Origin of the sequence: Cytobacillus citreus (assembly GCF_018343665.1) — a bacterium.
GTDB classification, from domain to species: Bacteria; Bacillota; Bacilli; order Bacillales; family Cytobacillaceae; genus Cytobacillus; species Cytobacillus citreus.
In genome coordinates this window covers 718467-731389 of record NZ_JAGYPM010000002.1, presented here as the reverse complement: position 1 = coordinate 731389, position 12923 = coordinate 718467, and the positions used below count along the sequence as shown (strand labels likewise).

Annotated in this window: 12 protein-coding genes and 1 riboswitch; of the genes, 1 reads left to right on the top strand and 11 read right to left on the bottom strand. The window is 39.7% G+C overall.

Annotated features, from left to right (window positions below):
* Positions 1-191 precede the first annotated feature (191 nt).
* From KHA94_RS09550 to KHA94_RS09500, 11 genes are all read right to left on the bottom strand, one after another.
* Positions 192-845: a DUF2238 domain-containing protein gene (locus KHA94_RS09550; RefSeq protein ID WP_420828154.1), complete on the bottom strand. Its 654-nt coding sequence runs from the start codon at positions 843-845 to the stop codon at positions 192-194.
* Positions 846-1044: 199 nt separating this feature from the next.
* A complete protein-coding gene (locus KHA94_RS09545; protein ID WP_213101885.1) occupies positions 1045-2244 on the bottom strand; it encodes a M20 family metallopeptidase in 1200 nt (399 codons plus the stop codon).
* A gap of 14 nt (positions 2245-2258) precedes the next feature.
* Positions 2259-3116: a MetQ/NlpA family ABC transporter substrate-binding protein gene (locus KHA94_RS09540; protein WP_213101884.1), complete on the bottom strand. Its 858-nt coding sequence runs from the start codon at positions 3114-3116 to the stop codon at positions 2259-2261.
* Positions 3113-3247, bottom strand: coding sequence for a hypothetical protein (locus tag KHA94_RS26260; protein WP_275950876.1), 135 nt, complete (start codon positions 3245-3247; stop codon positions 3113-3115). The genes KHA94_RS09540 and KHA94_RS26260 overlap by 4 nt, the downstream gene beginning before the upstream one ends.
* Positions 3248-3320: 73 nt before the next feature.
* Complete coding sequence (locus KHA94_RS09530) at positions 3321-3983, bottom strand: methionine ABC transporter permease (RefSeq protein WP_213101883.1); 663 nt, start codon at positions 3981-3983, stop codon at positions 3321-3323.
* Positions 3973-4998, bottom strand: a complete 1026-nt coding sequence (locus tag KHA94_RS09525) for a methionine ABC transporter ATP-binding protein (protein ID WP_213101882.1) — start codon at positions 4996-4998, stop codon at positions 3973-3975. Before KHA94_RS09525 ends, KHA94_RS09530 begins: the two co-directional genes overlap by 11 nt.
* A gap of 143 nt (positions 4999-5141) precedes the next feature.
* A riboswitch (SAM riboswitch) is annotated at positions 5142-5255 on the bottom strand.
* Between the two features lie 105 nt (positions 5256-5360).
* Positions 5361-5849, bottom strand: coding sequence for a glutathione peroxidase (locus KHA94_RS09520; RefSeq protein ID WP_275950875.1), 489 nt, complete (start codon positions 5847-5849; stop codon positions 5361-5363).
* A gap of 679 nt (positions 5850-6528) precedes the next feature.
* Positions 6529-7527 (bottom strand): agmatinase, encoded by a 999-nt coding sequence (speB, locus tag KHA94_RS09515; protein ID WP_213101880.1) that lies wholly within the window; start codon positions 7525-7527, stop codon positions 6529-6531.
* A 101-nt stretch (positions 7528-7628) separates the two neighbouring features.
* Positions 7629-8813, bottom strand: coding sequence for an iron-containing alcohol dehydrogenase (locus KHA94_RS09510; RefSeq protein WP_213101879.1), 1185 nt, complete (start codon positions 8811-8813; stop codon positions 7629-7631).
* Positions 8814-8875: 62 nt separating this feature from the next.
* Complete coding sequence (locus tag KHA94_RS09505) at positions 8876-10348, bottom strand: aldehyde dehydrogenase family protein (RefSeq protein ID WP_213101878.1); 1473 nt, start codon at positions 10346-10348, stop codon at positions 8876-8878.
* Positions 10349-10374: 26 nt separating this feature from the next.
* The gene (locus tag KHA94_RS09500) at positions 10375-11763 is read right to left on the bottom strand and encodes an APC family permease (RefSeq protein WP_213101877.1); all 1389 of its coding nucleotides are present in this window, start codon (positions 11761-11763) and stop codon (positions 10375-10377) included.
* A 134-nt stretch (positions 11764-11897) separates the two neighbouring features.
* Between KHA94_RS09500 and KHA94_RS09495 the strand changes: the two genes are divergently transcribed.
* Positions 11898-12728 (top strand): MerR family transcriptional regulator, encoded by an 831-nt coding sequence (locus tag KHA94_RS09495; protein WP_213101876.1) that lies wholly within the window; start codon positions 11898-11900, stop codon positions 12726-12728.
* Positions 12729-12923 lie beyond the last annotated feature (195 nt).

The window sequence follows — 12923 nt, the reverse complement described above, 5'->3', positions numbered from 1 at the left end:
TTAAAGTTTATGCGCGTAGCTTTGATCAACAAGCAAATGTAATGAGAGAAGGTTTTTGTAATTTATCTGAAATGCTACGCAGTGGACCTACATTGGGGTTGAGTTTATAATAATGAGGAAATTAAAGGGCTTAAAAAAGAGCTACACCCTTTTTTGATTACAACAAAAGGGTATAGCTCTTTTTCAGATTTTCATTTTGGAGTATTTTTTTCAATGAGTTTTCTATTTTTCAAGTTGGCTATCAGCTTGTTATGGAGTTTTGAAAAGATGATGAGTGCGATTATAGAACCAATCAATGTTAATGACATATCCCACTGTGAATCCCAAACATCACCCTGTGTCCCTAAAAATTCTGTAGAAGCTTTTTTGCCTTGCGTTACTTTTGAAGCCAGCCATTCAGTAATTTCATATAAAGCTCCAATGGAAAGTGAAAAGCTTAATGTAACTGCAACTAACCATGGGCCTTTTACTAATGGTGATTTCCTTATTAAAATTTCTCTAATCACAATAGCAAATAACCCCTTCAAGAAATGCCCAAACCTGTCATAGTGATTGCGATTTAGATCAAAATAGTCTTTTATCCAATTGAAGAGAGGAACCTTTGAGTAGGTATAATGACCGCCAATGAACATCGTAATCGAAAGTATAGCAATAATGACATAGGATAGCGTGGTAAGACGAAACTTATTATAGGTAACAATTGCAATGATTATTACTACAACTGCAGGAAGTACTTCCATTGTCCATATTAAGTATCCAGCTGGCCGAATAACTGACCATATAAAAACTGATGCAACAAGCAGCAGCAATAAGATATGAATGATTGTACCTCTAGCTCTAGCCACATTTCTCACTCCTGTAAATCTTAATTAATTTCAAACAAAAGGGAATTTTTTAATGTGTTTTTTATATGTTGTCCAGTGTTGATTTTATTAAACCAATAACCCAAGTAAATATTGGTAGACAACAACATACGACAAGACATAATTTAGAATAAAAAATCCCGAATTTCCTCAATAGGAATTTCGGGATTTTCATATCCATTTATTGTTTTATTGACAACGCCCTTTCAAAATCCTCTTTTACACGATTTAATAGATCAGTGTCCGTTAATAGGCGATAACCAGCATTTGCGAGTACTTTTGCCCCTTTAATTAATGCTTCATTACCAAGAGAAGATTTTGCTGCTTCTCTAAATTCGATTGAATGGGCGATGAGATCATCTGGCCCTATTTTGATATGAGGGTGGGCTGTAGGGACTACATAACTAATATTCCCTGCATCAGTAGAACCTTTCCCCCTCCCTTTCTCGGTTTGTACTGTTTCGCCAACTGCTTCTAATTCTTCATGTAATATTGCATCCAAAACTGAATTTAAGACAAAATCTTTCACTTCATTTTGGAAACGCTCAATTTTGACTTTCGCTCCAGTTGCAAGTGCAGCTCCTTCAGCAATTGCCTGTACTTTTGCTGATACTTCTTCCGTGCGCTTCCACGTTTCAGCACGGATAAAGAAGCGTGCTGATGCATAATCGGGAATGATGTTCGGGGCATCACCTCCATGGGTGATAATCCCGTGAATCCGGACATCGGAAGGAAGCTGCTGTCGTAAGGCATTAATACCATTGAACAACTGAATGACCGCGTCGAGTGCATTGATACCTTTTTCTGGTGAACCTGAAGCATGCGCTGCCTTTCCGTAAAAATGAAAATCTAGGGGATCAACAGCAAGAGTCTCACTTGTTAATGACGTTTTTCCTGATGGATGAATCATTAGGGCTGCATCAATAGCCTTCAAGAACCCATGTTTGACGAAGCTGCCTTTTGCACTGCCATTCGGACCGCCTTCCTCAGCAGGTGTCCCTAAAACGATGACACGCCCACCTGTTTCAGCAAGTGTTTCGGAAAGGGCTATCCCTGCGGCAACGCTTGTCGTTCCGATAATGTTATGACCACACGCATGACCTAACCCTGGAAGTGCATCGTATTCAGCAAGAAATGCTACCGTTGGACCTGGAACCCCACTGTCCTTCACTGCATAAAAGGATGTTTCATGCCCTGCAACAGCGGTCGTCACTTCAAAACCTTCCTTTATAAGAAGTGAAATGTGAAGTTTGCTTGCAAAGTATTCCTGGTTACCGATTTCGGGATTTGCATGGATAGCCTGGCTTGTTTCAATATAGGTGTCTCTGTTTAACTCGATGGATTTTGTAATTAAGTCAATACAAGATAATGTTGTACTCATTTAATAGCTCCTCCTTATAACCCTTTATATACTTCAAGCAGTTCTTTTTTTGAAATATTGACGACCGATGATCCACCGTTCGTGTCAGCTTCAATCGCTTTTTTCACATCTTCATCATGGTATAGCTCAACAATACGTTGATACGTTTCGTTATTAACGTCCTCAGCACGAGCAGCAAAGACATTTACATATGGCAAAGCATTTTTATCATTACCGTCTTCAAGAAAAATTGGGTCATTGACTGGATCGAATCCAGCTTGACCAGCAACACCGTTATTAATGACTGATGCAGCCACGTCAGGAAGCACGCGCGGTGTTTGCTGTGCAACGATCGGGAAAATATCCAGTTTTTTCGGATTTTTAACAATTTTTGACGGATCACCAAACAACCCAAAATCATCAGCCAATTTGATAAGCCCTGCGGATTCAAGCAACTTCAATGCACGTGCTTGGTTGGATGGATCGTCTGGAATGGCGATACGTGCTCCGTCTTCAATATCGTTAATGTCATCTAGCTTTTCTGAGTAGATTCCCATTGGCGCGATAAGTGTGGCCCCTATTGGTGCTAAGTCCACTTTGTTTTCTTTCGTAAATTGGCTAAGGAACGCGATATGCTGGAAGGAGTTAAGGTCAATATCCCCATCAGCTAATGCCTGGTTTGGAAGCGTGTAGTCAGAAAACTCAACAAGTTCAATTTCAATGCCTTCAGCTTTTGCTTTTTCCTTTAGAATCGGCCATACTTCACCGTCCGTGCCCGTAACACCGATTTTCACTTTAACCGTATCAGAACCTTTTCCTGATGTATCCTTGCTGCAAGCAGTTAGTGCCCATACTGCTGTAAATGCTAATAAAAAGATGATGATTTTTTTCATGAGGTGATCTCCTTTTTTATATAAAGTGAAACTTCCATCAGTGGGGGTTTTTCTTCATCCCCCCACTGATGGTTAGTTGAACCAATCGGGCCTTTACGGGCAGTTGATCCCCCACTTACTCTTCTTTGCATACGCGAATCCTTGAAGTGGGGGTCTTACTGCCCGTTAATCTGCGATAAAATTTGTTTACTGGCGAAATCTTTATTAACGACGCATGATTTTTCTTGATAAGGTATTTCCTAACCATTGAGCGAACTGCACAAGAATGATTAAAATGACTACTGTAACGAGCATCACGCTGCCGTCAAACCGCTGATATCCGTATGTCATTGCCACATGACCGAGTCCTCCTCCGCCAACAGTACCAGCCATCGCTGAGAAGTCGATCAAACTAATGGTAACGAACGTCAAACCAAGGATAAGCGGGCCAAGAGCTTCTGGAATCAGCACAGTAAAGATGATTTGAAAGGGACTGGCCCCCATTGCTTTAGCTGCTTCAACAACACCTGGGTCGATGCTCAATAAATTATTTTCCACAATCCTTGCAATACCGAACGAGGCGGCAATCGTCATTGGGAAAATAGCTGCCCAAGTTCCAATTGTCGTACCGATAATCGCACGGGTTAATGGGCTAATGGCGACAAGGAAAATAATGAATGGGATTGGCCGTACAATGTTGATAAGAATGTTTAATATTTGGAATAACAACTGGTTTTCTAAGATGTTTCCTTTTCTTGTGACATAAAGCAGCAAACCAATGCTAATCCCTAAGATAGAGCCAAAGATGAGTGTTGCAATGACCATAAGAATGGTTTCGCCTGTCGATTCCACAATCCTTGGCCAAAATGTATTCCAATCAACTCTCATGAATTTCAACCTCCTCAATCTCTACCGTTCTTTTCAGTTCAGCAATCACTAATTCAATTGCTTGTACTTCCCCTTCAAATGAAACTAACAGATTTCCGAAGAACTTCTCCTGAAGTTCACGAATTGAACCGTACACAATGTTGAAATGAATGCCAAACTTCTGCGTGATACTTGAGAGGATAGGGTCACTTGCTACTTCTCCTTTAAAAATAACCCGATAAAGCTTTTGTCCTCCTTTTGCACGCCATTCCTTTAACAACGTATTAGACGGCCGATCCTGCTGGACAGATTGGATGAACCGCTGTGTCGTTGGGTGCTGTGGATTGCTGAATGTATCAAAGACGGATCCCGTTTCGATGACTGCCCCTTCCTCCATGACTGCTACCCGGTCGCAGATTGCTTGGATGACGTGCATCTCATGCGTAATTAGCAGAATAGTGATACCAAGTTCTTTATTTACTTTTTTTAAGAGACGAAGAATTTCTCCTGTTGTATCCGGATCTAAGGCGGACGTTGCTTCATCACAAATTAGAATATCGGGCGATGTTGCAAGGGCACGGGCAATTCCGACGCGTTGTTTTTGACCTCCGGAAAGCTGCTCTGGGTAATCATTCGCTTTATCACTTAGACCGACAAACCGCAAAAGTTCTTCTACTCGTTCACTGATTTCCCTTTTCGGAGTACCTGCCAGCTTTAATGGGTAAGCCACATTTCCTGCCACTGTACGGGATGTAAACAAGTTAAAATTTTGAAAGATCATACCGATACGACGGCGCAGCTTCCTCAGATCTTTTTGAGAAAGGGTAGCGATATCCACCCCCTGTACCTGAACAGATCCTGCAGTTGGCTGTTCAAGCATATTGACAAGACGGAGTAATGTACTTTTTCCCGCGCCGCTAAAGCCGATTATTCCAAAAATTTCTCCTTGAGCAATAGATAACGATACCTCCTTTACCGCCTGCACCTCCCGATTGCCGAGCCGGAACGTCTTAGCCGCTTGTTTAAACTCAATCATGTATTGTCCTCCCTCGTACTAAATTGATTCTATGCAGACAATAAGTCACAGCCATCTACCTTTCTTTTTTTGAACGAAAAAAAGCCCTCTTTTTTTCTCATCCGTAAGAAAAAAAAGAGGGCTTCATTATGAAACCATCTCCGTTCTCATCTTCCAAATGCCTAAGGCATTTGCAGGAATTGGCACAGTGTTCATTTGTCATGAACCTGCTGCCGAGACGTCATAGGGCCTGATCCCTCGATCTCTCTGGATAAGAAAGTGATGTATTGCTATTCGATTGTTGCAAGAATTAGTTATTACTATATTTGAGTATTTATAGAAAGTCAACTACTTTTTTAATTAATAATTTTGAACAATCAAATTTAGAATTTAGTTTGCAAAATTTTTACTACATCATCTTCAATTTTTCTAGGTTCAGTTGTGGGTGAATATCGTTCAACCACGAGTCCGTTTCGGTCCACTAGAAATTTTGTAAAATTCCATTTAATATTTTTATACAAAATACCGCTCTTTTGTTCTTTTAAATAGGTATACAAAGGATGTGCGTTTCCTCCATTTACATCAATTTTAGCAAAAATCGGAAATGTAACCCCGTAATTGCTTTGGCAAAACTGTAGAGTTTCCTCAATATTATCGAATTCCTGATTTTTAAATTGATCGCAAGGAAAACCTAAGATTTCAAGACCGCGATCCATATATTTTTCGTAAAGTTTCTGTAGTCCTTCAAACTGGGGAGTAAACCCGCACTTGCTGGCTGTATTCACTATGAGCAGAGTTTTTCCCTCATAATCCCTCAATGATTTTTCATTACCGTCCGCCATTTTTACATTAAAATCGTATACCGTTTTCAAATAAACCCTCCTTTTAAATAACATTTTTTAAGTTGCTTCAAAAATGATTGATCGAAACAGATTCTTTTCTAATGCAAATATAACAAATATATTTTAAAAAAATGACTGATTTATTATCTATGCTAAGAATGATTCTAATTTCACTATTGCTGTTTAAAATCGTTCTCTTACCACTAAATCATAACATTCAAGCAGCTACAAATAATGTATATCGAAATTGTACATACGAATTATTACTGGAAGAAGCATTTATAAGATCAATGGATTTAGAAATTCTTAGAGCAATTGAAATATATTACAACAAAGGAAAGGGTAAAATTGTTTCGAATCAAGACAACCAAGCGCATGAAGTATTCCAGCCCCTTTCTTGCCCATTGCATCTTTTATTAACCATAAGAAGTAACCTTTGCTGCTTTGGTTCTACCAACATAAAAACTATTCTAGCCCTTATTATTTGAGTAAATGCCTACATCACTTTCACTTTGTGTATTAGAAGAATCACAAACGAAAAGGTCAACTCTCAGGCTAAAGAAGATTGTCAGAAAAAAAACAGCCAAGCTTAACAAATAGTTAAGGCCTGACCATTTCTATCAATCTATTTAAATCTTTTCGCCAAAATAATCCTTTGAATATCGGAAGTCTTAAGACACGATTGTCTCATTCTGGGTTTGTATGCCTTCTAGGAAAGAATTTCTTCCTTTTCTTTGCCGAAATCTTTATTCCTTTTTTTCTCTTTTTCCTTTAAGACATAGCTGAGCAAGTCCAGTAATATACGTGCTGCTACTTGTCCGGTCATGCCTGTTGGATCATATTGAGGAGCTACTTCGACCAAATCAAAACCGATAACTTCTCCTCTTTTCGCAATTCCTTCGAGCAATTCATTGACCTCATCGTAAAGCAGGCCGCCCGGTGACGGTGTACCTGTTCCAGGAGCGATTGATGGATCGATTCCATCAATGTCAATCGTTACATAATATTTTTCTCCTGCGGGAATTTGGTCGAGCACTTCTTTAAGTCCCATCTTTCTCATCTGACGAGGTGACAAGATCACACTGCCATATTCTCTTGCTGCGTCGACGTCTTCTTTTTTGCTACTGCTGATCCCTCGAATACCAAACTGAAATATTCTCTTAACATGGTCCAACTCAGATAAGCGGCGAATACAATTTCCGTGGCCATACCGCATTCCCGAGCGATGATCCGCCCAATCTAAATGGGCATCAATTTGAATCACATGAAACGGACCTAGGTCTTCCATTCCTTTTCCAACTGCTGCTGTGATCGAATGATCACCACCCAATACGACTGGCATGGCACCTTTGGAAATAATTTTTCGAATCGCTTCTTCTGTGTTCTCATGACATTGCATAATATCCCCATGTACCATGTCTACATCACCACAGTCGACGACTTTCCAGTCAGGTCCAAGGTACATCATATCGTTTTCAATATCATAAGCACCTTCCAGCCCGAAACTATATAACGTAGAACCTTCGCGAATTCCTCTAGGGCCCATTCTTGCACCCGATTTCCATTGTGTCCCCATGTCATTAGGCACCCCGATGACGGCTACATCTGCGTCAAGCTGATCCAGGTCCGGACACATCGGGTATTTTCCAAACGTACAAATGCCTGTAAAAGGTAAATTTAAAAACTGCTTTTCATCACGATTTGACATACATGCTGCCTCCTTCTATCCCCGCTTTTTCAAATTCCCTGCCAGCAGACCATTTTATAACCGGGGATTTTGAATTTTTCTCCTATACTTTTTTACACTATTTAATTTTCAATTAAAGTTGTGGTTTTCATCTCATAAGTCTTTTGAAATAAGTTCTGATAGTCCTCTTTTGTCAAATCTCTTGAATTCGCCTGTGTACACAAATGTCTAAAGGCTCCTTCTGCTAGGAACGGGAAGTCTTCGGGATTCACATTGCCTAAATCCCGGAAGCTAGGAATGCCGATTTTATTTGCAAGCTTTTTTAACAGCACAACACCTTCGTACGCCGTTTCTTCAATTGTTTTTCCCTCAGGATTTGCCCCAAGCTTGATTGCTACCATGGCATGCTTTACTGGGTTTGAAGGAATATTATATTCAAATACATGTGGAAGAAAAATAGAATTCGCCACCCCATGCGGAGTATCATAGAGTCCTCCAAGTGGTTCAGCCATCGCATGTACAGCCCCAAGATCCGTATTATCAAAGGCTACACCTGCAACTAAACTGCCCAAAAGCATATTTTTCCTAGCCTCTAAATCATGACCATTTTCTACTGCTAATGGAAGGTACTTAGCTATTAATTCAATGGCATATAGTCCCAAAGCATCTGAAAGTGGTTGAGCAACTTTGCAAGTATATGCTTCGATTGCATGTGTGAGTGCATCCATTCCTGTAGCAGCAGTAATCGATTTCGGCAGCGTTAACGTTAATTCAGGATCGACAAGTGCCAGTTTAGGAGCGATTTTCAAATCTAGTATCGCCTCCTTCTGTTTCGTCACGGTATCGGTAATGACAGAACCTCTTGTAACCTCACTGCCGGTACCTGATGTTGTCGGAATACAAATTAGTGGTGGGATTTCCCGTTCTAGTAAATTTACGCCGTAACGTTCTCTTAGCTCTCCTCCATGTGTTAAAAGTGTCCCAATTGCTTTAGCTGTATCCATTGAACTTCCGCCGCCGAGACCAATTAGAAGATCGATGTTCTCGTCTTTAAACTTTTGATAAGCACTCTCGCAATCTACATCTTTTGGATTAGGTGATACTTCATCATAAATAATATAATTGACACCTTCTTGATCTAATGACTGTGTGATTTTGTTCAAAATTCCTGTTTGTGCAAGTCCTTTATCGGTAAAAATAAGAGCTTTATTTCCACCTAATTCTTTAGCCCTTTTCCCAATATTCTTTACTTTTCCATTCCCAAACTCTATAGAAGTAGGCAGATTAAAATGAAAATCCCATAACATAATGAATTTCCTCCTTGTTTTTTAATAATATTGCGAATTTAACAACAGTTCTTCTACTCTATTTAATTGCTAAACCATTCCGTTGGCTTAACATCTAAATTAATATTGATTTGTTTTACCTCAGTAAACGTATCCAAACCAAAGGTTCCTAACCCGCGGCCAATCCCGCTCTGCTTGTAACCTCCCCACGGTGCTTCATTATAGGCAAGGTTATACGCATTAACCCACGTAATTCCAGCTCTTACTTTTTTAATAACCCTCAAAGCCTTGGCACCATCTTGTGAAAAAACACCTGCTGCCAGGCCGTATGGAGTATCATTTGCCAGCTGGATTGCTTCCGCCTCATCTTTAAACTTTTGAACGACAAGAACTGGTCCAAAAATTTCTTCCTGAACAATTCTCATATCAGGTTTCGTGTCAATAAAAATCGTTGGCTCTACATAGTAACCATTTTCAAGCCCGCTATCTGTGATACGGTTACCGCCGCATGCTAATTTCGCTCCTTCGTTCAAGCCAATTTGAATGTATTCTAGCACCTGATTCATATGCCCCTCACTTACAAGCGGACCCATCTCTGTAGACGAATCATTCCCAGGTCCAACCTGAATCTTTTTCGCTCTTTCTACTAATCTAGCAATGAACTTATCATGAATACTCTCTTCTAACAGTAAACGGGATCCCGCATTACAAACTTGGCCAGCATTGGTAAAAATCCCATTCAATGCATAATCCACTGCAGTTTCAAAGTCGGCGTCAGCAAAAACGATGTTAGGTGACTTTCCGCCTAGTTCGAGTGAAATGTTTTTTATATTTCCTGTTGCTGAATTCATGATGCTTCTCCCCGTTGCTGTACTGCCTGTAAAAGAAATCAGATCCACCTTTTGGCTTTCCGATATTTCATTTCCTACTGTTGAACCACCTCCCAAAACTAGATTTGCAACACCAGCTGGTATCCCTACTTCTTCCATGATCTCAAATAATTTGTAAGTGGTGACCGGAGTGATTTCAGCTGGTTTAAATACAAGCGTATTTCCTGCAGCAAGCGCAGGGGCTATTTTCCAAGCTCCCGTCAACAATGGAAAATTCCATGGAGCGATAAGTCCGCATACACCGACAGGTTCGCGAACAACAATGGCCTGCACGGGATCGGCAACAGGATAAGCTTGACCATTTGGCTTTGTTACTAACCCGGCATAGTAGCGAAAACAATCAACGGTATCAGCAATATCAAACTCTGATTCTTTAAGGGGTTTTCCCGTATTCTCTGTTTCGAGTTTACTAAGCTCGGCTGCCTTTTCTTCAATCTTATCTGCTATTTTAAATAAATAGGATGCACGTTCAGCTGCCGGTAAGTCTGACCAAATTCCGGAGTCAAAAGCTGTTCGTGCTGCATTAATCGCCATTTGGGCTTCTTCTCTACTTCCCTTCGAAACCTCAACCATGATTTTACTGTTTGCGGGATTCACAACATGACTCTTTTCTCCACTTAAGGAATCCATCCATTTTCCATTAATAAACATTTTCAAATTAAACATTTTGACAAACCTCCAATATGTTATTTTTACCTTGCCTGTTGAGGGATAGCCTCTCGATCAATGTCCTGGACATTTTGTGGAATCATTTCTTTATCAAAATGAAACTCAGGAAGTGGTTTACGGAACCCTTTCGTCATATAGACAAGATAGGCCAAGCCGCATGCCATCCAGATGCCCCCGAGAATCAACGCCTCCATTTCTAAATGCAACCATAACCACAGCGTAAACGCTGCGCCAATGAGTGGTAATAATAGGTACCTCATGCAATCCATAAAAGAACGCTTATGATTTCTTATATAATAATGGGCGATAACAGACAGATTTACAGATGTAAAGGCAATTAACGCTCCAAAATTGATAAACTTAATAACTTGTTCCAGAGTTAACTGAATAGCGAGTAAAGAAACTACTCCAATCACAATGATGCCATGTGACGGCGTTTTAAATTTAGGATGAATATATCCGAATATATTTTTCGGTAAAACGGAATCTCTTCCCATCGCATATAACACACGCGAAGCGCTTGTTATTGAAGCGATTCCCGACGAGAAATTACCAATAATCACCGCTGTAATAAAAATGGATTTAAATAAATTTCCTCCGACAAGTACAGCTATTTCAAGGGATGCAGAATCAACATGTTTAAATGAAAAACCTGGATATACCAATTGTGCTAGATAGGAAGAGCCGATATACAAGACTCCGATTATCAATAGCATGATGATGATCGCTCTTGGGATCGTTTTCTCCGGATTTATTGTTTCCTCTGACAAGGTGGTAAGTGAGTCAAAACCAAGAAAACTAAAACAAAGAATGGTAGCACCTGCCAAGATGGCGGACAAGGAAACATCCGCGTCATACAATGGCTTAATGGAGAAAAGACTACCCGTCCCTACCCCTTCTGATAAACTTTTGATGGTTAAAATCCAGAAAAGGCAAACAAAAATGACTTGAGCAATAACAAAAATTTTACTAGCTAATGCTGATATTTCTACACCTAGTAAACTCGGTGCCACTATGCTAGCAGTCAACACAATTATCCACACATAATGCGGGATTCCTGGAAATACCGCACTTAAAAAGACAGTAGACATCAAGCACGTGACCATCGGTGTTAACATATAATCAAGCATTATTGTCCAACCGACAAGGAACCCAACCTCAGGATTAATAGATTTTTGTGTAAAGGTATAGGCTGAACCTGTGGTCGGGTACGCTTTTGCCATCTTGCCATAGCTGAGTGCTGTAAAAAGTATTGCGAGAAAAGCAATAATGTACGCAGCCGTTATGAGACCTTGTGAGGTTACGGCAGCGATTCCATAGGTATTAAAAAACACCATAGGGTTATTCCATGCAATCCCTAAAAAGACAACCTGTGACAAAGTAAGTGTTCTTGCAAGCGCTTTCTGATTCATAGATCAACTCCCTCTCTGTCAATAAATTAAATTCTTAGATGATTTAGAAAATTGTGTGCTCTCATTGTAAACTTTGTTGTTACACAAAGGTCAATAGCTATATACTATTTTTTAAGGAGGTGATTCAACTGAGGGTGAAGGAAAAATTAACCATTGGTGAGATGGCAAAATTACGAGGGATAACGACTGAAACTTTACGCCACTATGATCGGATTGGTTTATTCAAACCACAATATGTTGATCCTCATTCCGGTTATCGCTACTATTCTATTTTTCAGTATGAGATTTTAGGAACCATTAAAGAGTTACGACAACTCGGGATGAGTACGGACGAAATAAAAGATTATTTCAATGAACGGAATTTTAGTAAGTCCTTAGATATTTTAAAAACCAAGCACTCAGAACTTGTGTCAAAACTAAATGAGTTCATTGCTTTGGAGGAAAATATTCGGGGAAAAATCGAATACTTGGAGCACGTAGCAAGTGAAAAAGAACTTCAGACGGTGCTTTTCCGTGAAATAGGAAGAAGAAAGTTAATCACCTTACATGAAAAAATAAATAATAATTTGGAACTCGGTTATGGTGTAATAAGGTTGGAGAATATGCTCGATGAGAAAACTCCGATTCTGGCCAGTAACAGACTGGGCATTATTATCTCGGAAGCGGATCTTAGAGCGAAACGTTTTGAAGAACCATCAGTTATTTTTGTCGTGGCAAAAAAGAAAGAAAAAATACCAAAACAGTACCTAAAGACGGTTCCCGCCGGGTTGTTTGCGTGTATCCGTTATAACGGAGAATTATTGTGGAATCGAAGCGAAAGTTTGAGTAAAGTATTAGAGTATATAAATAAAATGGGATACCGAATGACAGGCGATGCACTGCAAATCATGCATGTTGATATTACAATCACAGACAAACCAAATGAAACTACATTTGAAATACAAGTACCTGTTGAAAAGATGTGACTCGTTCAATAAGTTTAGGAAGTAGGTTTATTTAAAATCATTAAATAAAAACTAGCTGATTAACAAGAAGCAAGTCGAATTTTCACAAAACTTCTAATAAATAGGTGTGCATATGATAGTCTCATCGATGCAGGAGTTTAGACTGTTAGATCATATTCTACTTGTTTTATAGTACAATCGTTCAGTAGATTATGC

Bases quoted from the DNA above. Each gene is read 5' to 3' on its own strand.
- speB (WP_213101880.1), bottom strand. From the start codon at position 7,527: ATGTCAAATCGTGATGAAAAGCAGTTTTTAAATTTACCTTTTACAGGC.
- KHA94_RS09505 (WP_213101878.1), bottom strand. From the start codon at position 10,348: ATGTTTAATTTGAAAATGTTTATTAATGGAAAATGGATGGATTCCTTA.
- KHA94_RS09545 (WP_213101885.1), bottom strand. From the start codon at position 2,244: ATGAGTACAACATTATCTTGTATTGACTTAATTACAAAATCCATCGAG.
- KHA94_RS09540 (WP_213101884.1), bottom strand. From the start codon at position 3,116: ATGAAAAAAATCATCATCTTTTTATTAGCATTTACAGCAGTATGGGCA.
- KHA94_RS09525 (WP_213101882.1), bottom strand. From the start codon at position 4,998: ATGATTGAGTTTAAACAAGCGGCTAAGACGTTCCGGCTCGGCAATCGG.
- KHA94_RS09510 (WP_213101879.1), bottom strand. From the start codon at position 8,813: ATGTTATGGGATTTTCATTTTAATCTGCCTACTTCTATAGAGTTTGGG.
- KHA94_RS09530 (WP_213101883.1), bottom strand. From the start codon at position 3,983: ATGAGAGTTGATTGGAATACATTTTGGCCAAGGATTGTGGAATCGACA.
- KHA94_RS26260 (WP_275950876.1), bottom strand. From the start codon at position 3,247: ATGCAAAGAAGAGTAAGTGGGGGATCAACTGCCCGTAAAGGCCCGATT.
- KHA94_RS09500 (WP_213101877.1), bottom strand. From the start codon at position 11,763: ATGAATCAGAAAGCGCTTGCAAGAACACTTACTTTGTCACAGGTTGTC.